At 69.3% G+C, this 20,086-nt stretch carries 18 protein-coding genes; 8 read left to right on the forward strand and 10 right to left on the reverse strand.

Translation table 11 applies throughout. The features are described 5' to 3' along the window. Positions 1 to 5 precede the first annotated feature (5 nt). The 5 genes from AS181_RS19460 to AS181_RS19480 all read right to left on the reverse strand — a co-directional run bounded on the left by AS181_RS19460 (position 6) and on the right by AS181_RS19480 (position 8,367). Positions 6 to 1,313, reverse strand: coding sequence for a polysaccharide pyruvyl transferase family protein (locus AS181_RS19460; RefSeq protein WP_082652985.1), 1,308 nt, complete (start codon positions 1,311 to 1,313; stop codon positions 6 to 8). 88 nt (positions 1,314 to 1,401) lie between these two features. Further along, on the reverse strand, positions 1,402 to 3,030 hold the full coding sequence (locus tag AS181_RS19465; protein WP_058253175.1) for an FAD-dependent monooxygenase: 1,629 nt from the start codon (positions 3,028 to 3,030) through the stop codon (positions 1,402 to 1,404). A 116-nt stretch (positions 3,031 to 3,146) separates the two neighbouring features. After that, positions 3,147 to 3,560: a hypothetical protein gene (locus AS181_RS19470; protein ID WP_058253226.1), complete on the reverse strand. Its 414-nt coding sequence runs from the start codon at positions 3,558 to 3,560 to the stop codon at positions 3,147 to 3,149. A 57-nt stretch (positions 3,561 to 3,617) separates the two neighbouring features. Then, a complete protein-coding gene (locus tag AS181_RS19475) occupies positions 3,618 to 5,045 on the reverse strand; it encodes an FAD-binding oxidoreductase (protein WP_058253176.1) in 1,428 nt (475 codons plus the stop codon). 121 nt (positions 5,046 to 5,166) lie between these two features. Beyond that, entirely contained in the window at positions 5,167 to 8,367 is a 3,201-nt protein-coding gene (locus AS181_RS19480; RefSeq protein ID WP_058253177.1) for a BTAD domain-containing putative transcriptional regulator, read from the reverse strand. A gap of 112 nt (positions 8,368 to 8,479) precedes the next feature. Between AS181_RS19480 and AS181_RS19485 the strand changes: the two genes are divergently transcribed. Continuing rightward, positions 8,480 to 8,848 (forward strand): VOC family protein, encoded by a 369-nt coding sequence (locus AS181_RS19485; protein WP_058253178.1) that lies wholly within the window; start codon positions 8,480 to 8,482, stop codon positions 8,846 to 8,848. Between the two features lie 40 nt (positions 8,849 to 8,888). Continuing rightward, positions 8,889 to 9,476 (forward strand): mismatch-specific DNA-glycosylase, encoded by a 588-nt coding sequence (locus AS181_RS19490; RefSeq protein ID WP_058253179.1) that lies wholly within the window; start codon positions 8,889 to 8,891, stop codon positions 9,474 to 9,476. Here the strand turns inward: AS181_RS19490 and AS181_RS19495 are convergent. From AS181_RS19495 to AS181_RS19510, 4 genes are read right to left on the reverse strand one after another with little or no spacing between them, the layout of a single operon-like run. Continuing rightward, positions 9,457 to 9,753, reverse strand: a complete 297-nt coding sequence (locus tag AS181_RS19495; RefSeq protein WP_058253180.1) for a DUF503 domain-containing protein — start codon at positions 9,751 to 9,753, stop codon at positions 9,457 to 9,459. The genes AS181_RS19490 and AS181_RS19495 overlap by 20 nt on opposite strands. Further along, positions 9,753 to 10,583 (reverse strand): polyphosphate kinase 2, encoded by an 831-nt coding sequence (gene ppk2, locus AS181_RS19500; protein ID WP_058253227.1) that lies wholly within the window; start codon positions 10,581 to 10,583, stop codon positions 9,753 to 9,755. The genes AS181_RS19495 and ppk2 overlap by 1 nt, the downstream gene beginning before the upstream one ends. An 11-nt stretch (positions 10,584 to 10,594) precedes the next feature. Continuing rightward, complete coding sequence (locus tag AS181_RS19505) at positions 10,595 to 11,575, reverse strand: malate dehydrogenase (protein WP_058253181.1); 981 nt, start codon at positions 11,573 to 11,575, stop codon at positions 10,595 to 10,597. Further along, on the reverse strand, positions 11,572 to 12,096 hold the full coding sequence (locus AS181_RS19510) for an META domain-containing protein (RefSeq protein WP_396275669.1): 525 nt from the start codon (positions 12,094 to 12,096) through the stop codon (positions 11,572 to 11,574). Before AS181_RS19510 ends, AS181_RS19505 begins: the two co-directional genes overlap by 4 nt. 54 nt (positions 12,097 to 12,150) lie before the next feature. Here AS181_RS19510 and AS181_RS19515 point away from each other — a divergent pair, with 54 nt between their 5' ends. Continuing rightward, positions 12,151 to 13,365: a hypothetical protein gene (locus AS181_RS19515; protein ID WP_058253228.1), complete on the forward strand. Its 1,215-nt coding sequence runs from the start codon at positions 12,151 to 12,153 to the stop codon at positions 13,363 to 13,365. A 36-nt stretch (positions 13,366 to 13,401) separates the two neighbouring features. Here the strand turns inward: AS181_RS19515 and AS181_RS19520 are convergent, their stop codons facing one another. After that, complete coding sequence (locus tag AS181_RS19520) at positions 13,402 to 14,949, reverse strand: hypothetical protein (protein WP_058253183.1); 1,548 nt, start codon at positions 14,947 to 14,949, stop codon at positions 13,402 to 13,404. A gap of 153 nt (positions 14,950 to 15,102) precedes the next feature. Between AS181_RS19520 and secA2 the strand changes: the two genes are divergently transcribed. From secA2 to ftsR, 5 genes are all read left to right on the forward strand, one after another. Further along, the gene (gene secA2 / locus AS181_RS19525) at positions 15,103 to 17,514 is read left to right on the forward strand and encodes an accessory Sec system translocase SecA2 (protein ID WP_058253184.1); all 2,412 of its coding nucleotides are present in this window, start codon (positions 15,103 to 15,105) and stop codon (positions 17,512 to 17,514) included. Next, a complete protein-coding gene (locus AS181_RS19530) occupies positions 17,511 to 18,140 on the forward strand; it encodes a CDP-alcohol phosphatidyltransferase family protein (RefSeq protein ID WP_058253185.1) in 630 nt (209 codons plus the stop codon). The genes secA2 and AS181_RS19530 overlap by 4 nt, the downstream gene beginning before the upstream one ends. A 20-nt stretch (positions 18,141 to 18,160) precedes the next feature. Then, entirely contained in the window at positions 18,161 to 18,565 is a 405-nt protein-coding gene (gene gcvH, locus AS181_RS19535; protein WP_055475392.1) for a glycine cleavage system protein GcvH, read from the forward strand. Between the two features lie 315 nt (positions 18,566 to 18,880). Then, entirely contained in the window at positions 18,881 to 19,333 is a 453-nt protein-coding gene (gene garA, locus AS181_RS19540) for a glycogen accumulation regulator GarA (RefSeq protein WP_055475393.1), read from the forward strand. Positions 19,334 to 19,338: 5 nt separating this feature from the next. Then, the gene (gene ftsR, locus AS181_RS19545) at positions 19,339 to 20,061 is read left to right on the forward strand and encodes a transcriptional regulator FtsR (protein ID WP_431840247.1); all 723 of its coding nucleotides are present in this window, start codon (positions 19,339 to 19,341) and stop codon (positions 20,059 to 20,061) included. Positions 20,062 to 20,086: the final 25 nt, after the last annotated feature.

Below are 20,086 nucleotides of genomic sequence, written 5' to 3' on the forward strand. Positions count from 1 at the left end.
GTATGTCAGATGCGGTGCGCCAGCGCCGGCGAGACCGGGTAGATGTCGACGGCCGTGGCGAGCTTCGAGGCGACGGCCCGCTCCCGCGCCACCGGGTCGAAACCCCGCCCGTACGGCCGGTCCGGGACGGACGTACCGGAATCCACCACCGTCCAGTCCGAGCCGGCCTCGACCAGTGACCAATGTTTGGTGGTGTAGTAACCCGGCATCGCCGCGACCGCGATCCCGGGATCGCCCGCGGCCGCGGCCATCAGGTGCGGGTGGAACCGCGTGCTGATCCAGGTGTTGTGGTGACCGGCGGGCAACCCGTCGTTCCAGACGTCGCGGAAGGTGCGCACGGTGGCACCGGCCAGACGTGTTCCGAGCCGGTAGGGAACCTCGTAATCGTGCCCCGGGATTCCCTCGACGACGGTGACCGCCGAACCGGGTACGTCCCAGGCGTCGAGCGTCGCCCGCACGAAGTCGGCCAGGGCTTCGACGCCGGTCGCCCGCGGTCCGGTGAACCGCTCCGTGAGATCGGACTGGAAGCACAGGACGACGCCGTTCTCGGCCGGTGCATCCATCTCGCGATACAGCGGAGGTCGCGGTCGGTGCAAGGCCAGCCACGCGTCGTCGCCGGAATGCCGTGCGCCGACGACGCCGTCGAGCACGTCGTACGACGCGGTGTCGCGCACGTCCACGACGTCGAATGCGGCGAACGCCTCGGTCAACGCCGCCCACGCGGCGCCCTGCAGCGCGGGAACGAGTCCCTGACCCGTCGCGGCGAGGCGCGCCCCGGAGCGCCGGGCCACTGCGGCAGCTGCGACGAACAACGAGACATGGTGTGGCCACACGGTATTGAGGTAGCCGCCGCCCAGGAGGTGGATGGTGGTCGCCGACTCCAGGAGGTCGATCCCGGCGGTCAGTCGCGGCGCCAGACCTGAGTCGAGGGCGGCGGCGCCGACCCACTCCCAGGGCGCGGGTTGTTCGGCCTCCGCGGCGTAAGTGGTCAATTGCCACAGGGTGTCGACGACGAGCATGTTCGGGTGGGCATCGCGCAGCAGCGTCGTGGCCGTGCCCGGGCTGTGGCAGTCCAGCACGATCGTGGCATTCGGACGCACCCGGGTCAGGTGCCGCAACCAGGTTCTTGCGATCAGTTCGTCGCCGTAGTTCGGATGGCCGGCCGGTGCCACCAGGTAGATCACCTCGCCGGCACCCATCGCGCGGCCGAGACGTGACTCGGCGGAGCGCTGCCGGGCCGAGGTGCCGATGCGGTCGGCGAGCACGCCCGCGGCCCGGAACAGGGGGCGGTTGAGTGCCGGTCTGCTGGTCACGATCCCCAAGGTTACGGCGTGCGCGGCCGGTGGCCCCGGTCGGACAGAGATCGGACGACACGGCGCGCGCTGGTACGAGGTGTCGCCGCTACCCGAAGGTGCCCTCGAGGTGACGCAGCGCGGCCTTGCCGTCGGTGGTCGGCCCGCGGTACCCGACATACCCGTCGGGACGGATGACGAACACCGTCGAACCGTCGGGGCGGTAGCCATCGGCGAAGCGGCCGTCGGTGTCCCGGAGCAGCGGTAGTTCGGTGCTGCCGACCTGCGCGGTCGGCGCGGCGATCACATGGATGTCGAGGTGGCCGTGCGCCTTCGTCGACATCTCGTCGGCGAGTGATTCGAGCACCGCGACCTCGTCGGCGCCGGCGGTGGGGTCGGCGTACAGGACGAGCGAATGGTCGACGCCGCCGATCACGTCGAACAGTCGCAGCGGGAAATTGACGGAATCGCGGCTGAGGCCGGCGGCATCCGGTGCGCGTTCACCGGCACGCGGCGCGGCCGGCGCCGTGGGCACCGCCGACCCGGCGACGAGCGGACTGTCGGCGTAGGAGATCAGCAATTGGCCCTCGCGCCGCATGATGAAGTCCAAGTCGTTGGAATCGGCGCCGATGCCCTCGCGGGCGTCCCGGACCGTGCGTCCCACGACCTCCTCGCCGACGGGCCGACGTTCGAGGTCGTAGCTGTCGAGGAGCCCGTCGGAGCCGACACCCGCGACAGCGAGGGCGAGCTTCCAGGCGAGGTTGTGTGCATCCTGCACGCCGGTGTTCATCCCCTGCGCACCCGTGGGCGGGTGGATATGGGCGGCGTCGCCGGCGACGAACACGCGTCCACGACCGTAGGAATCGACGATGCGGTGACTGATCCGGAACACCGAGGACCAGCGCAGGTTCGACACCGTCGCGGGTTCCGGTGCGAGGCGGTCGACCACGGCCTGGATGTGGGACAGTTCCGGCGCCCGGGTTCCCTCGAAACCGTGCGCCACACCGTCTCCGCCGGTGGTCGGTGCGACCGCGAGTTCGTCGGGGACGAGCATCGACATCCGGTAGCGGCCGCGGCCGGGAAGGGGGATGCACACCAGCTGGTCGTCGGTCGTGCCGTCCGCGGTCTGGTGCATCGAGCGGATCGCGTACCCCTGGGGCATCGACCAGTCCGCCACGACGTCGCCGAGCATGTACTGCTCGGTGAAGGCGGCCCCTTCGAAGGACAGCCCGAGTCCCTTGCGCACCACGCTGTGGGCGCCGTCGGCGCCGAGCAGATAGCCCGCACGGACGGTGGTGTCCCCGTCCGGACCCGTGAGCGTCACGGTCACCCCGTCCGCGTCCTGGTCGAACGCGGACACGGCGGTGCCCCGGTCGACCTCGGTACCCAGATCGGTCAGGCGCGCACGCAGGATGCGCTCGGTCGCGTACTGGGGGAGCAGGTGGAATCGGTAGGGCACATCCGGTGGCGTCGACAGATCGACCCGCGAGACCTGACTTCCGTTGACGTAGACGAGTTGTCCGCGCATCTCGAGCCCGGCGTCGAGCACCTGTTTCACGACGCCCATGCTCTCGAAGACCTCGAGCGTCCGCGGTTGGATCCCGACCGCCTTGGCGTACTGCGGGGGTTCGAGGAGCGGATCGACGATCCGCACGCGAACTCCGCGCCTGCGCAGCTCGATGGCGGCGGTCAAGCCGATGGGGCCCGCGCCGGCGATCAGGACATCGACTTCGGTCATGGAATCCTCCCGTTGTCGGCAGTCGCCGACGCTCTGAGGATTATCGGGCGGGTGGCATCCCACCGCCACCAGAACGGAAAAATAGGACGTCAAACGGACGGTCGACTCCGGCCCGGTCACCTCGGGATGGCGGCGGGGCCGATCGTCCGGGCGCCCAGTTGCGCGACTCTGGCCCGCAATTCACGGTCGGCGGTGACGACGATGCGCTCGCGACGAGGATCCGAATCCGCGACGACGCCGACGATCGTGTCGTCCCCCGAACCCGGCGCGTCGACGATTCGGACCTGTTCGCTCGCCACGACACCGCGGGCCCGACCCTCGACGACGAGCACCACCTCGAGTGGCCCCGGCAGTCCTTCGAGTCCGCCGACGGCGACGGAATCGAGACGCGTCCGCAACCGTTCGGTGGCTCCGCGGCGATCGCGCCACCACCCGTCGGGCACCGAACCCACGACGTTGGCGGCGTCGACGACGAGCAGGGGCCGGTCGTTTGGGGTGCGATCGTGCCGGGGTTCGGACGATTCAGACATGCCGACCATCAGTCCACATCCGGCCACCCGGGGCAAGTGCGCCGTCCGGTCGGCCGATCACAGGTCGCCGTGACAGAAGCGATTCGCCGGGTCGAGGGCGGCCTTGATCTCGTCGAGCCGGCGACGGTTGTCCGCGCTGAACGCGTCCGCGGCCCGGGCGACGCGTTCGGAGCCGGAGGTGAAGTTGAGGTAGGCGGCGCCGGTCACGTAGGGCTCGAGCTCGGCGCGGGTCACCCGCAACGTCGACTCGACGGCCAATGCGACGTGCGGATCGGGCACCGCCGCAACGAGTTCGAGAAGGAACCGGCCCTGTCGCCCCCGATCGTTGGGCGCGTTGTCCGCGCTGCGAGCGATCGCTCCACCGGCGTGGCGGATCTCGCCGCACACGATGAGCGGCGCCGACGCCGGGGCCGGCCGGACCCGCGCGGCGACGATGTCGACGGCCACGTCGGGGAGATCGTCGAACCATTCGGTGGTGACCATCACCGGCATCGGCTCGGTCGGGTCCATGCTGACGGCGTCGATCGCCGCGAACGGCAGCGCACCCCACATGTCGACGACCGGCGTCCGCCACTCGCGCCATTCGTCGACGACCGCGCGACCGGCGTCGAGATCCCCGGACCAGCAGCCGCGCACGACGGCGAAGCTCCGGCCGCGGAGCGGCGCCGGGACGTCGTCCGTGGGCGGGAGGTTGAGAATCGCGACCGCGGACGTCAGCTCCTCGGACTGGGCGGGGGCCCAGTCGCGGAACCGGCGGATGATCTCCTCGGCGTCGGCGGCCGGATAGAAGAGGTTGCCGGCGTATACGGTCGACACCTCGACGAGCGCGATCTCCATGGACGTCACGACACCGAGACCGCCGGCGCCGGCGCCGCGCAACGCCCAGAAGAGGTGCGGGAAACTGGTGTCGGTGACCCGGATCGGCGTCCCGTCCGGAGTCACCAGGTCGAACGAGAGCACGCGGTCCGACGAGAGGCCGTGGCGTCGACCGAGCCAGCCGAAACCGCCCCCGAGCGTGTAACCGACCGCCCCGACCCCGCCGGCCGAGCCCATCAGTGGCGCGAGACCGTACGGCGCCGCCGCGTCGACGACCGTTCGCCATGGGGCGCCGGCGCCGACCCGGGCGGTCCGGGTGACGGGGTCGACGCTCACCGACGAGAGCCGGGAGGTGTTGATCAGCAGTCCGCCGTCGGCCGGTCTCCCCGTGCCGTGACCGGTCGCCTGGACGGCGACGCGTAGATCTTCCTCGACGGCGAAGCGGACCGCCTCGACCACGTCGAAATGATTGTCGGGCACGGCGATCACGGCCGGGCGGTGCACGTCGAGCCGGTTGAAGCCGGATCGCGCGTCGAGGTAGCCGGCATCGCCGGGGCCGAAGACGTCGCCGGCGATCCGGTCGCGTAGTTGCGCGAGGACCGAGGTACGGGTCCGGACGGTGAGGCGCTCGGCGTGCTCGGGCAGGGAGGAGGCGGGTGTTGCGGGCATCGGCAGGTCCTCGGTCGCGGCCGGAACGATCCGGCGGAATTCGTCGGGCTCCGGACGACGCCGGAGTCCTGACCAGGGTCGCCGACGGCGCTTGAAGGCGACTTGAGGCGGACTTGGCGACTCAGGTCGGGGACGTCAGACCCCAGGTCGTGGCCAGTGAGTCGATCCGTCGGATCAACCCGTCCGCCTCCTGCGCGCGGGCGGTGTCGCGCGCGGTCGCCAGCGTGGCGCCGACCACGGACGCCGGACGCCCGTTGGCGTACTCGTAACGTGCGCGGACGAGGAGGCGGTGGGCGTCGGCATAACGTTCACCGGTGCGGTCGGCGAAGTCGTCGGCCCGGTCGAGTAGTGTGGCGGCGTCGGTGAGCTTGCCGGCGACGACGAGGACCTCGGCGTGCAGACCCAGCCAGTAGCCCTCACCCGTCCGCGGGTGATCCTCCATACCGACCTCGTCGGCACCCAGTCGGTCGATGTGCTCCAGGGCGTCGTCGAGGTCGCCGGTGAGGGCGCGCGCCCACCAGTACATGCGTTCTCCGCCGCGACGGAGGTAGGCGAGGGGTCCGACGCCGTCGGACGTGATGGCCGGGCCCGCGTCCAGAACCCACCTCGTGTCGCCGAGCATCGACGCCGCGCCGACGGCGAAGATGGCCATGGCGAGCCGGGACCGTGGATCGGGATGGGCATCGGCCATCGCGGCGAAGAGGTCCCGGCCGGCGCCGACACCGCGATGCACGGTCACCGCCCAGGCCCGGAAACCGCGGGCCATCGCGAGCTGATCGTCGCGGAGACCGTCGACGACGGCGTCGATCGGCGCATAGTCCTCCAAGATGCGATGCGCCGCACCGAAATTGCCGCGTGTGAACTCGTCGATGCCGGCGGCGTGCATGCCCAGATGGGTGACGACCGGGTCGTCGGATCTCTCGGCGCGCCGACGCAGATCCTCCGCGAGGCGGTGGCCGGTGTGTGCATCCGCGATCTGAATGTGGGCCGCGCAGCGGGCGTAGTCGAGGGTGGCGAGGAGCCGGGCGTCGCCGAGGGCGGAGGCGAGTACACGGGCGCGGTCCTGCAGCTCGGGATCGGCGGCGAAGTACCCGTGCGCCGCGACGTCTCCGGCCAGTTGGGTGGTGATCGCGACGAGCTCCGCCTGCTGGTCGCCGGTCGCGCGGGCGAGCGTCGCCGCATCCCCGAGATGCCGGCGCGCCCCGTCGAAATCGTAGGTGCGCAGCGCGATGTTCCCCGCCGCGAGGAGGGCGGTCGTCGTGCGCTCACGGTCGGCCAGCGGCCCGGCGGACCACAGATGCCGCGCGACTCTCGACACGGCATGCGGCGAGGAGTTGCCGGCGAGGGCGTCGGCGATCGCGAGATGCAGTCGCCGTGCGCGCATGGCGGCGATGCCGTCCGCGATCGCCTCCCGGATGATGTCGTGACTGAAGCCGAATCCGAACGGGTCCTCCGGTCCGAGATCGATGACACCTGCCTCGCCCGCGGGTTCGAGGAGGTCGAGCGCCTCGTCCACCGGGCGCTTCGCGGCGGTCGCCAGCAGGACCAGGTCCACGCGGGTCCCGATGAGGGACGCGAGTTCGAGTAGTTCGGTCGTCGCCGCGGACATGCCGACCAGTCGCTGGCGCACCACATCACGGATGCCGGACGGGACGGCGCTGCCCGCGATGGACCCCCGGTCGGCCAGGATGCGGGCGAGTTCGCGCACGAAGAAGGCGTTGCCTCCGGTGCGTCGCTGGATCGACGACACGGTGGCGACCTCCGGCCACTGCCGGGTCTCGCGCCGGATGAGCTCGGAGATGTCGTCGCCGCCGAGCGGGCCGACGTGGAGGCGGCGATGCTCCGGCAACCGGGCCAGCGTCGCCAGGGTGGTGGCGACGACGGGCCGGTTCGACGGCGAACGCAACGAGGCGAAGAACGTGACCCCGGCGGTGCGTCGGGCGGCCATGTGCGCGAACAACTCCAGAGACGCACCGTCGGCCCACTGCAGATCGTCGAGCACGATGATCAGCTTCGACGTCGCGGCCACCCCCTCGAGGAGATCGGCGGCCTGGTCGTAGAACTGGAATCGAGCGGCCGCGTCCGGCATCTGCCGGGGCGGCGGGATCACGTTGACGCCCTCGGTCACCATCCGGCCGAGTGGACTGTCGAGGAGTCGTTCCCGATCGGCGGGGTCGAGCCGGGGGAGGACCGCACCGAGGATCTGCACCCACGGCCACATCGAGGGTGCGGCCGGGTCGTCGACGCAGCGCCCCCACAGGACCCGGAGGTCGGCGGCGCCCGCGGCCCGACGGCCGGCTTCGTCGATGAGCGCCGTCTTGCCCGCGCCCGGTTCGCCCTCGACCACGACCACGCCGCCGTGTCCTGTCATCGAGGCGAGCACCGCCCGATGCAATGCGGCGAGTTCGTCGGTCCGGCCGACCACGGACGGGGCGTCGTCGAGTTCGGCGTCGTCGACCGGTTCGTCCGTCATCGACTGCGCCGACGTCCGCGGGCCCGGTGCCGGGACGTCCGGCGCAAGCGTCACCTTGCCCGCGGCGGTGGCGGCCGGGGCGTCGAGATGCGGAGCGTGGTCGAGGATGTCGCGTTCGAGGGTGCGGAGACGGGGTCCCGGGTCGACGCCGATCTCCTCGGCGAGGGTCCGGCGGGCGGTGGCGATCGCCCCGAGTGCGTCGGACTGACGGCCGAGTCGGTAGAGGGCGGTGGCGAACAGCACCCACAAGCCCTCGTCGAGCGGCGCGCGTTCGACCTCGGTCTCCAGTTCGGTGACGAGCAGGCGGTGGTCGCCGTCGGCCATGCGGGCCTCGAAGGACATCTCCCGCGCCGCCTGCAGCATGCGGTCGAGGTGATCGGCGGCCTCGTCCCGGAAGGCGAGGCCCTCGAACTCGGGGAGCAGGGGACGATAGTCGGCGAGCACCTGGTGCAGCAGCGGTGCGGCACCCGCCGCGTCGCCCTGTTGCATCAATGCACGAGCATCGCCGACCCGGGCGGTCAGCCGGCGCACGTCGACGTTGTCGGCGGCCGTCGGGAGGCTGTACCCCGTCCCGTGGGTGAGCAGGACCGTGGAGGGAGTCCGAGGCTTTCGATGCGGCTCGAGGACTTTGCGCAGGCCCGAGATGTAGGACTGGAGCGACACCTCTGCGCGCTCCGGAGGCGAATCGCCCCAGATGCCCTCGATCAGACTGTCGGCGCGCACCGGAACACCCTCGGCAAGGATCAGCTGGGCGAGTGTCGCCCGCTGCTTGCGCGTGCCGAGTTCGACGGGGTCGGAACCGATCTGAGCCCCGAGGCCGCCCAAGACCGTATAGGAGATTTCGAGCATCAGCGTGAGTGTAAGTGGTGATCGGGTCCTTCCGGGCGGCTAGCGGCGAACGTGCCGACGATCTGCCCGCGACCGCCCGGGGATGTCGGTGGCCGGGAGTAGCTTGGCAGGCATGAGTCTCGCACTGGGCATGATCACCGTCGACGCACTCGCGCCCGCGCCCCTGGCGACGTGGTGGGCCGAGCAGCTCGGCGGCCGCATCGTCGAGGACAACGACGGTTACTTCATCGTCGTCGCGGTCGGGGAGGGCGGGCCGCTGTTCGCGTTCCAGCAGGTCGAGGACCCCACGCCCGGCAAGAACCGCGTCCACCTCGACCTGACCACCGACGATCTCGAGACGGAGGTGGATCGACTCGTGGCGGCGGGCGCGAGCCGGATCGCCGATCGTGAGATGCCCGGCTTCGTGTGGGTGACGCTCGCCGACCCCGACGGCAACCAGTTCTGCGTGTCGGCCCGACACGGTGCGGAGACGGCATCCTGACGCGTTCCCGCATCGCCCGGCCGGATACCCGGTGTGCCTGATGGGATTCACCCGGGCCGACCTGCTCGCCTACCGAGACCGCACCGTCGACGACCTCGTGGGCGAGGGCTGCAAGCTGCTGTTCGTCGGCATCAACCCCGGCCTGTGGACCGCGGCCACCGGTGCGCATTTCGCCCGGCCCGGCAATCGGTTCTACCCGGCGCTCGCCCGGGCCGGCATCGTCGACCACGTGATCGACGCATCGACGGGCATGTCCGACGCCGACCGGACGATGCTGCTCGACCGCGGCGTGGGGATCACCAACGTCGTGCCACGCGCCACCGCGACCGCCGCCGAACTGACCGTCGAGGAGTTCCGCGAGGGGGGACGCCGCCTGCGCGAACGGGTTCGTGAGATCCGCCCACGGGTTGTCGCGGTCGCCGGGATCACCGCGTATCGCAGCGCGTTCGGGCGCCGCGATGCCGTGCCGGGGCGGCAGGACGAGACGTGGGACGGGGCCGAACTCTGGGTGGTCCCCAACCCGAGCGGACTGAACGCGCACGAGACGGTCGAGTCCCTCGCGGCCGCCTACCGCCGGGCCGCGGCTGCCGCCGGGGTCGTCGACGACCTCAGAAGTCCTCCGAGCTGACGACCCGGCGTCGCACCGACAGCAACTCGACTTCGGGATGGGCTGCCGCAGAACGTTCGACGGCGTCGAGCACGTCGACGACATGTCCGCGGTCGGCGGCCACCGCACTGACCCCGATGACGGTTCGCCGATGGACGTCGAGGTGTCCGACCTCGGCAGCCGAGACCGTGTACCGCTTGCGCAGGTCGGCGACGATCGGTCGCACCACGGACCGCTTCTGTTTCAGCGAGTGCACGTCACCGAGCAGATAGTCGAACTCGCAGAACCCGATCCACATCAGTGGTCGGTGCGGATCAGCGTCGCCACGTGGTCGGGTACGTACTTGGACAGCGAGCGCGGCGGGCGGTGATAGTTGCCCGACTCGATCGGATGCTTGGGCAGGGACACGCGGGGGCGGGGGACCTCGGCGTACTCGATGGTCGACAGCAGATGCGAGATCATGTTCAGGCGAGCATGCTTCTTCACGTCGGATTCGACGACGTACCAGGGACTCAGCGCGGTGTCGGTGTGGACCATCATCTCGTCCTTGGCGCGCGAGTAGTCCTCCCACCGGTACACCGACTCGAGATCCATCGGGCTCAGCTTCCATTGCCGCACAGGGTCGTTCATGCGTGACCGGAACCGCTTGAGCTGTTCGTCGTCGGACACCGAGAACCAGTACTTGCGCAGCAGGATGCCGTCGTCGATGAGCATCTGCTCGAAGATCGGGGTCTGCCGCAGGAACCGCGAGTGCTCCTCGGGGGTGCAGAAACCCATGACCTTCTCCACGCCGGCGCGGTTGTACCAGGACCGGTCGAACAAGACGATCTCGCCGGGCGCGGGCAGATGCGCGACGTAACGCTGGTAATACCACTGTCCGCGTTCACGATCCGTCGGCGCCGGGAGCGCGGCGACCCGTGCGATCCGTGGGCTCAGATACTCGGTGATGCGCTTGATCGTTCCGCCCTTGCCGGCAGCGTCACGCCCCTCGAAGATGACCACGACGCGGGTGCCGCTGTCACGGACCCATTCCTGGAGCTTCACGAGTTCGGTCTGCAACCGGAACAACTCCGCCTCGTAGACCTTGTTCCCGATCTTGGCCTTTTTCGCCTTGTCCTTCTTCGACATGAGCAGAAACACTACGGGGTGGACACGGCCTCGCGCTCGGATTGGAGTTCGGCGACCGACGCGTCGATCCGCGCCCGCGAGAACTCGTTGATGTCGAGACCCTCGACGATCTGCCACCGGCCGTCGATCGAGCGCACCGGAAACGAGCACACGAGTCCCTCGGGGACTCCATAGGCTCCCGGGGACGGCAGCGCCACCGACGTCCAGTCGTCGGGCGGTGTCCCGAGCACCCAGTCGTGGACATGGTCGATGGTGGCGTTCGCCGCCGAGGCCGCCGACGACGATCCGCGAGCCTCGATGATCGCGGTGCCACGGCGGGCGACGGTCGGGATGAAGTCGTCGACGAGCCAGTCACGGTCGGCGGCGATGTCCGCGCCGCTTCGGTTGCCGACCCGGGCGTGGAAGATGTCGGGGTACTGCGTGGCGGAGTGGTTGCCCCACACCGTGACCCGGCTGATCTCGGCGACGCTCGCGCCGGTCCGGCGAGCGAGCTGGGCAATCGCGCGGTTGTGGTCCAACCGGGTCAGCGCGGTGAACCGTTCAGGCGGGACCTCGGGTGCGTTCGCGGCGGCGACCGCCGCATTGGTGTTGGCGGGATTCCCTACGACGATCACCCGGATGTCATCCGCGGCAACGTCGTTGATGACCGACCCCTGGGCGGCGAAGATGTCGGAGTTGGCGGCGAGAAGATCGGCGCGCTCCATTCCCTTGGTGCGGGGTCGCGCCCCGACGAGCAGGCCGAAGCTCGCGCCGTCGAACGCCTTGCGCGGATCGTCGAGGACGTCGACGGACTTCAGGAGGGGGAACGCGCCGTCGTCGAGTTCCATCGCGGTGCCCACTGCGCCGGAGACCGCCTGCGGCAACTCGAGAAGGCGCAGGGCGATGGGCTGATCCTTGCCGAGCATCGCCCCGGCGGCGATCCGGAAGACGCTGGCGTACCCGATGCTGCCGGCCGCGCCGGTCACGGTCACGGTGACCGGTCGGCGGTTCACGAGGGCTTCTCGGTGAGCAGGACCTGCGCCGCGGGGCCGACGAGGACGAGCGCGTGGCCCACCGAATACCAGGTCAGCGGTTCCTTGGTGAACGTGGTCACCCAGGCGTCGGCGCCGGCGTGCGGACCGGGGCAGGCCATCATCGTCGAGGCGAGGGAGCCGAGACGCAACAGTGAGTCGTCGACGCGGAGATCCCCGATGTGCCGGTTGCAACCGGCCGACAGCGCGATCCGATTGGCGGCCGGGAAACTGATCTCCAGGGGTCCACCGCCGGGGATCTGTTCACCGGTCACCGCGGTCGAGGTGTAGGTCTTGCCGACGAAGCCGGGGGCGGGGGGAGCGGCGACCGCGGACCCGGGGCCGACGAGCATCGTGCCGACCGCGGCGATCACCGCGCTGAGCAGTAAGGCCATGCGTAAGCTGATGCGGTGTTCGCGGGCCGGGGATCGGTCGCGCGCGGGTAGACGTCCCGCCTCGGATTGACGTCGCTGCGCCGGTTGACGGCGTTCGCCGGAGCTCACGCGCACAACGGTAGCCGACCGGACAGGGGTATGGATATGACGAATGTGGGCACCATGGTCCCGGTGACGTGTCGGACTGAATACCTGACCGGTCGCCACCACCGCTCGGCCACCGCAGCCTGGGTTCTCATGGTCGTCGCGATGATCGCGCTCGTGACCCTCAACATCGCCGGCGTCGACGGTCTGATCACGTCGGCGGTGGTCGGTGGGGCCATCGTGGCATCGCTGCTCGGAGCGGCCTACGGCCGGCTCGGCGAACGAGGCGCCGTCCTGCTCACCGTCGACGACGACACGGTCTACTTCGGCAACGAGGACCGCACACTCGTCGGGTACCCGCTCTCGTCGCTGGTGACGGTCGCGGTGGGAGGTCCGGCGGACTCCACCTCGGACATGGCCGGCGAGCGTGCGCGTCACCTGACGGTCGTCGGACAGAAGTATCTGAAACTCACCTTCGCGAGCCGGGACGGTGAGCCCGTTCCCGCCGACCGGACGCCACCCAGCTCGCGGCACGAGTCCGACGATACGCCCGAGACGGAGTTCTGGCGGGTCGCCGTCGTCGAAGGAGACCCGGCGGTCGCGGAGATCCTGGCCCGACTCCGGCGGCACGCGCCCGAACGCATCGCCACGAAGAAGAAGGGCGCCCCGACGCCGGCCGGGTCGCGGGCGGCAGCGGCGAGTGCCCCGCCGGACGAACCGGTCGACCTGACCCGACCCGCATCCGGCGGGCCCCGGATCGCCGACGCGGGCTCTGACGAAGCGGCGCAACGGTTGTGGGAGGAAGCGGCGCGTCGCCACGACGAGGTCCTCGGCGCCTACGGAACCTACGAACTCGATCCCGCCATGCTGCTGAGGTATCCGGCCGTGACCGACGTGACGGTCGAACAGACGCAGACCTTCCATCTCGCGCTCGACGAGGCGATGGCTCTGCGGACCGACGACTACCCGGGCAACCGCTCGCGCGCCGACGCCTACCAGCAGTCCGTCGCCAGACTGCGGCGGGCCTGGATCGCCTGCGAGAAGAACGGCCGGCGGGTGGGCGCAAGCTACCTGGAGCAGACCGATCAGGACGACCTCGATCGCGCGCTCAAGCTCTACAACCACGCCGCCGCCAGCAGCACGCCGGCCGAACAGGCGACGTACTACGGCCGCGTCCGCGACATCGTCACCACGATGACCGATCGCGGGGTGCTGCATCCGCCCGAAGCGGCGGTGGCCGAACTGCAGGCCGTTACCCGGAGGGCGCTGGAAGCGGGGACGCCGAAGGTGTGAGGCCGGCCAGTGTGGTCGCGCCGGCCGGCTCCGGTGTCAGTACCGGCCTTCCTTGATGAAGCGTCCGTCCAACGAATAGACCGCCTCGGCGTCGTCGGTGTTGGCGATGTCCATGCGGATGACGAACTGCGAAGCCTCGTCGATGCGGTTGCGTTCGACCTCGACGCCCACCGCATCGCGGTCGTACTCCGGGACCGACGCACGTCTCATCAAGTCGGCCCTGACCTGGTCGAGGGTGTCTGCCGAGATGCTGTCGAAGCGGAAGCCTTCGCTTCGGTAACGGCCTTCGCTGACAGAGGCCACCGGGAATTCGCCGGGCGCGACGGCGACTTCGCCGCCACGGTCGCCGAGCCGGTACCGGACCAGGACCCCGCCAGAGTTCTGGATGATGCTCGCTGTGACCGGGGACACACCGTCCGCTGTCCCCTGGATGATGAACTCCTCGATGACGGGTGCGTCCAGAGGGACACGCGCAGCCGCCAGTTCACGTCGTGCCAGTTCAAACGACTTGGCGAAGTCCGCGGGGTCGAAGAACTCGGCGACGGTGCCGTCGGGTGTCGCCTGGACAACGTAATCATCGACGACGCCCTCGTCGGGTTCGATGGTCCCGGTGATCAATACCGGACCGTCCGGTCCGCGCCGTTCGATGACCACCTTGTCCAGTTCCGGTTCGGTGGAGTACGGCCGGACCGCCGCCACCATCGGGTCGGCGAGTGAGCCAAGCGTGTTCGGGTCGATGGCCGCGGCGTCGAAGGTCTTGTTCGCTCTTTCGGTGTTGGGCACGACTGACGAATTCGAGTACCCGTCACCGATGTTGATCGTCCTGGCACGGCCGGTAGTGGGATCGAAGACGCGCGCAGAGGCCGACGGAGAGCCGATCTCGTAGTCGAGTTGCAGCACGTTGTGTACGCCCTGCGGGCCTACGTATTCAGCGATTGCATCCAGCATCCGCCGATGGTGATCGGCGAGAGTCGCCGCGTTGTCTTCGTCGGCCTCGTCGCCGGAATCGATCGCGGAATCGAACCCGGAGAGCGACGGCCCCTCGACGTGCCACCCGCCGGCGACGCCGAACAGCAAGGCGCCGGCCACGAGCAGGGTGACCGCGGGATAGACGAGCGCCCAGCGGCCGGGCTGGTCGTCGAATTCGGGGGTCTCGGGCTGGTCGCGGGGCGGGAGAGCATCCGGCGGCAGTGTCGTGAACGGGGTGTCGGTCAGCGACTGGAAATTCCCCTTGGTCATCGAGGTGATCCAGCGCGCCCGGTACGCGGTGTCGTTCGGTGGGTTGATCGTCGCGGTGACCATGGTCGGTTGCGAGTCGTCGGCGGTGAGGCTGCTGCGGGTGAGCGCCTCCACCTCCACCTGCGGGGCGTCCGGCGACGTCGCGCGGCGGAACTCCGGCAGTTCCGACACCCGGGAAGCGCGGGGACTGACCGCGATGCCGGCGAAGACCAGGGGGATCCCGAAGAACAGCGCGACCCACCAGTCGTTGAATGCACCGAGGCCTACCCCGACCGCGATGAGCGACCCGGCGATCGTCGCGCGCAGGAGACGGAGTCGAACCCTGGTCCGGCGAGTCCTGGTCATGGGCCGTCCTTAGTCCTCGAGCCGAATCGGGTGGACTGATCATAATGTCGGCGTTCTCGGTCGACCAGCGGCCGCGTACCGTTGTTGCTGACCTGACCCGCCCGGAGGGGGTGGGTCGCGACGGAACCGGGAACGATCAGGAGAAATGTTTCGGTGGGAAAGCTGAGCAACAGCATGTGGCGCCTTCTGGGCGCCCAGTCGACTCGCAACCAGTCGAAGTCGTTGGGTGTGATCAAGGACGCCGAAGCCCACACCGACTGGGCCGCCGAACTCGCCGACGACGCGTTCGGCGCGGAGGCCGAGAAACTCGACATCGCCGAGAAGCCCGCGGACCGCGCGAAGTTCCTCGCCCTGGTCCGGGAAGCCGCCGACCGCACCATCGGCCTGCGGCCCTTCGATGTCCAGTTGCAGGGCGCCCTCCGACTCCTGGAGGGCGACATCGTCGAGATGGCCACCGGTGAGGGCAAGACGCTCGCCGGCGCCATCGCCGCGATCGGCCATGTGCTGCAGGGACATCAGGTCCACGTGATCTCGGTCAACGACTATCTGGCGACCCGCGACGCGGAGTGGATGAAGCCGCTGTTCGACGTCTTCGGCATCACCGTCCACGCGGTCTCGGAGAACTCGAGCCGCGAGGAACGGCGACGCGCCTACACCGGTGACGTCACCTACGGGTCGGTCAACGAGATCGGCTTCGACGTCCTCCGTGATCAGCTCGCCCTGTCCGAAACGGACCTCGTCTCGCCGACACCCGACGTGGCGATCATCGACGAGGCGGATTCGGTGCTCGTCGACGAGGCGCTCGTGCCGCTGGTGCTCGCCGGTTCGACCGAGACCGAGGTACCGGACGCGGCGATCCACGACGTCGTGTCGCGGATGAAGAACAAGCACTACGAGGTCGACGCGGAGGGCCGCAACGTCACCCTGACCGACGAGGGCGCGGTGTTCGTCGAGGAAGAACTCGGCGGCATCGACCTCTACAGCGAGGAACACGTCGGCACGACGCTCGTACACGTCAGCATCGCCATGCACGCCCACTATCTCCTCGAACGCGACATCCACTACATCGTCCGCGACGGCGGCGTGCACCTCATCAACGCCTCGCGCGGCCGCGTCGCGCAGCTCCAGCGCTGGCCCGACGGGGTGCAGGCCGCGGTCGAGCTCAAGGAAGGGCTGACGCAGACCGATTCGGGAGAGGTCATCGACACCATCACGGTGCAGGCCCTGATCGGCCGCTACCCGAAGGTCTGCGGCATGACCGGCACCGCGCTCGCCGCCGGCGAGCAGTTCCGCCAGTTCTACGAACTGCGCGTCTCGCAGATCCCGCCGAACACCCCCAACGTCCGGACCGACCTGCCCGACCGGGTCTACGACACCAAGGCCAACAAGGTCGAGGCGATCGTCGCCTACGTCAAGGAGATCCACGAGACCGGACAACCCGTCCTCATCGGTACCCACGACGTGGCCGAGTCCGAGGAACTCGCGTACTTCCTCGACAAGGCCGGGGTGTCGTCGGTCGTGCTCAACGCGAAGAACGACGCCGAAGAGGCGAAGATCATCGCCGAGGCCGGCGCCCGGGACGCCGTCACCGTGTCCACCCAGATGGCCGGACGGGGCACCGACATCCGCCTGGGTGGTTCGAAGGACGACGCGGACGCCCACGACGAGGTCATCGAACTCGGCGGGTTGTGCGTCGTCGGCACGGGCCGCCACGACACCGAACGTCTCGACAGTCAGCTGCGCGGACGCGCGGGGCGTCAGGGCGATCCCGGTACGTCGGTGTTCTTCTCCAGCCTCGAGGACCCGGTCGTCACCAAGAACCTCGCGTTCAAACGAGATCCCGTGTCGCCCAACGAGGACGGTTCGATGGGCAGCAAGGGTGTCGACCTCATCGAGCAGGCCCAGCGGATCGCCGAGGGCGTGATGCTCGAACTCCACGCGAACACCTGGCGTTACAACAAGCTGGTCAATCAGCAGCGGGACATCATCGTCGAACGTCGTATGCAGATCCTGACCACCGACGCCGCGCTCGAAGAGCTGGCGGATCTGGAACCGGACCGCTACGCGCAGTTGACCGGGAGCACGACGACGGTGGAGACCACCACCGATGAGGCCGACGCCGAGAAGGCCGACACCGAGAATGCCGCGACCGAGAATGCCGCGACCGATCACGAGGCCACCCCCGCCGTCGCGCCCGTGCCTCGCGAGGTGTTGTCACAGGCCGCGCGCGAGATCGTGCTCTACCATCTCGACCGCGCCTGGGCCGATCATCTCGCCTTCGTCTCCGACGTCCGCGCCAGCATCCACCTCCGGTCGCTGGGCAAGGAGAGCCCGCTGGACGAGTTCCATCGGCTGATCCTCGCCGAGTTCGCCGATCTGCCCGGTACGGCCCTCGCGAAGGCGCGCGAGACGTTCCGGGAGGCCGACATCACCCCCGACGGCGTCGACCTCGGGTCGGCGGATCTGCACCGGTCGACGACCACCTGGACCTACATGGTCCACGACAACCTGTTCTCCTCGGGCGGAGCGAAAACCTTGCAGGGCATCATCGGGATCTTCCGGTGACCGAGCCGGAGGCGGCGACCATGCCGGCTCCGGACCGGATCGTCACGGTCCCGAACGCGCTGAGCGTGCTTCGGCTCGCACTCATCCCGGTGTTCGTGTGGCTGCTCCTCGTCGAGAAGGCGGATGGCTGGGCCTTCGCCGTCCTGATGTTCTCGGGCTTCTCCGATTGGGCCGACGGCAAGATCGCGCGACTCCTCGACCAGTCGTCGAAGATCGGTGCGCTGCTCGACCCGGCCGCCGACCGGCTCTACATCGTGATCATCCCGATCGCGTTCGGCATCCGGGAGTTCCTGCCGTGGTGGCTGATCGGTGTGATCATCGCGCGCGACGTCCTGCTGTTCGCGTCCGCTCCACTGTTGCGATCGCGGGGCGTGCTGGCGCTCCCGGTGCTCTACATCGGCAAGGCGGGGACCTTCGCGCTGATGAGCGCATTCCCGTGGCTTCTTGCCGGACAGCTCGATTCGATCGTGGGGACCATCGCGTACCCGATCGGCTGGGCTTTCATGATCTGGGGCGTCGGACTGTATCTGTGGTCCTTCGTCCTGTACTGGTATCAGACGATCCTGGTGATGCGGCTCATGCCGCCGCGTCACCCGGCAGGCGACTCGGCAGACAGTAGAGTCTGACGAGGACGAAAGGGGTTCGCGTGACCGACAGCAAAGTGCCAGAGACCTTGCGCTACACCGCGGAGCACGAGTGGATCGAGCGACTCGGGCCGACGACGGTGCGCGTCGGGATCACCGACTACGCCCAGGACGCCCTCGGCGACGTGGTGTTCGTCCAGCTACCCGAGAGCGGTGCGGAGGTGACCGTCGGCGAGTCGTTCGCCGAGGTCGAGTCGACGAAGAGTGTCTCGGACATCTTCGGGCCGCTCGCAGGCACGGTGTCGGCGGTGAACGACGCCCTCGACGCCTCGCCGGAACTGGTCAATTCGGACCCGTACGGCGAGGGGTGGCTGGTCGAGATCGAGGCGGCAGACGAGGCGACCCTCGACGAACACCTGGGTGAGGTACTCGACGCCGCGGGGTACCGCGCCGTCATCGAGGGGTGAGTTCTCCCGGCCGTGAACGGCCGGAGCCCCGATCGACCCGGCTGATCGCCTCCGGAACGATATGATCGTCGATGCCGGAGTCGACTCGCGCGCCGGTGGGATCGGCAGGACCGGTACGGTTACGGCAGTGGGAACGAGGCGCGACGTGACACCGATGCTCACGATCTCGCGCCGAGAACTACCCGGCCGCACAAGTCATGTAGATTCGACCGGCCATCGTGGCGAGAGCCGACGGGCACCGTCCCAGGCGTTGCCGGCGGTTCCGAGAACGAGGTTGGCGACTGTGCGGTCGGCACTGACGACGACGAAGGAGAAGTGGTGAGCGAAAACGACAGGGACTTCGAGGCGCCGGTGGAGACCACATCGGTGTTCCGGGAGGAGTTCATCAATGAACTCGATGCCGGGACCAGCACCTCGAGTGAGCCGGCCGACACGGGGGTCGAACGACTCGCTCCCGGGACCGCGCTGCTTGTCGTGAAGCGAGGACCCAATGCGGGGTCGCGGTTCCTCCTCGATCAGCCGACGACCTCGGCCGGCCGGCACCCCGACAGCGACATCTTCCTCGACGACGTGACCGTCAGCCGTCGTCACGCCGAGTTCCGTCTCGGCGACAACGACTTTCAGGTCGTCGACGTGGGCAGCCTCAACGGCACGTACGTCAACCGCGAGCCGGTCGACACCGCGTCGCTGAGCAATGGCGACGAGGTTCAGATCGGCAAGTTCCGTCTGGTGTTCCTCAGCGGTCCCCGCGACGAAGCAGACGCCTGACACCCGTGACGGCGTCCACGGCCCCCCGCGGCGAAGGATCGATGTCGATCGGCACGGTCCTCGCCCAATTGCGTGATGACTTCCCGGACATCACGATCTCGAAGATCCGATTCTTGGAGTCGGAGGGTCTGGTGACCCCGGAGCGGGCTCCGTCGGGGTATCGGCGGTTCAGTCAGGCCGACTGCGAACGGCTGCGGTTCGTGCTGACCGCGCAGCGGGACCGGTATCTCCCGCTGAAGGTGATCAAGGAACAGCTCGACGCGATCGACAACGGCAACGGCGGCTTCGGTCCCGGCGGAACGCGCGTGCTGTCCGCGGCCCGCGGGACCGTGGCGCCGGCCACCGACTTCGGTGCGCGCGCCGGACGCGTCTCCCGGGAGTCGCTGATCGAACGCACCGGGGTGGATTCGGCTTTCGTCACCGAACTCCAGCGCAACGGCCTGTTGACCGCCGGGCCCGCCGGGTTCTTCGACGAGGACGCCGTACGGCTCGTCGAGGCGGCCGCGGCCCTGGCCAGTTACGGCCTGGAGACGCGTCATCTCCGGGCATTCAAGGTGTCCGCAGATCGCGAGGCGGGCCTCGTCGCCCAGATCGCCAACCCGATCGCCAAGGGCAAGGGCACCGGTGCGCGGGACCGCGCCGAGGAACTCGTGCGCGAGATCGCGGCCTTGTCGGTGACGCTGCACACGCAGTTGGTCAAGGCGGCCGTCAAGGGTGCGCTGGACTGAGATCGCGGTGCGCGCGTGCGACCGC

The sequence above is a fragment of the Gordonia sp. SGD-V-85 genome (assembly GCF_001456905.1).
GTDB classification, from domain to species: Bacteria; Actinomycetota; Actinomycetes; order Mycobacteriales; family Mycobacteriaceae; genus Gordonia; species Gordonia hongkongensis.

Coding starts and splice junctions, on each gene's coding strand:
- AS181_RS19480 (WP_058253177.1), bottom strand. CDS start 8,367: ATGCTCGAAATCTCCTATACGGTCTTGGGCGGCCTCGGGGCTCAGATC.
- AS181_RS19475 (WP_058253176.1), bottom strand. CDS start 5,045: ATGCCCGCAACACCCGCCTCCTCCCTGCCCGAGCACGCCGAGCGCCTC.
- AS181_RS19485 (WP_058253178.1), top strand. CDS start 8,480: ATGAGTCTCGCACTGGGCATGATCACCGTCGACGCACTCGCGCCCGCG.
- AS181_RS19495 (WP_058253180.1), bottom strand. CDS start 9,753: ATGTGGATCGGGTTCTGCGAGTTCGACTATCTGCTCGGTGACGTGCAC.
- AS181_RS19465 (WP_058253175.1), bottom strand. CDS start 3,030: ATGACCGAAGTCGATGTCCTGATCGCCGGCGCGGGCCCCATCGGCTTG.
- AS181_RS19470 (WP_058253226.1), bottom strand. CDS start 3,560: ATGTCTGAATCGTCCGAACCCCGGCACGATCGCACCCCAAACGACCGG.
- AS181_RS19515 (WP_058253228.1), top strand. CDS start 12,151: ATGGTCCCGGTGACGTGTCGGACTGAATACCTGACCGGTCGCCACCAC.
- ppk2 (WP_058253227.1), bottom strand. CDS start 10,583: ATGTCGAAGAAGGACAAGGCGAAAAAGGCCAAGATCGGGAACAAGGTC.
- AS181_RS19520 (WP_058253183.1), bottom strand. CDS start 14,949: ATGACCAGGACTCGCCGGACCAGGGTTCGACTCCGTCTCCTGCGCGCG.
- AS181_RS19490 (WP_058253179.1), top strand. CDS start 8,889: ATGGGATTCACCCGGGCCGACCTGCTCGCCTACCGAGACCGCACCGTC.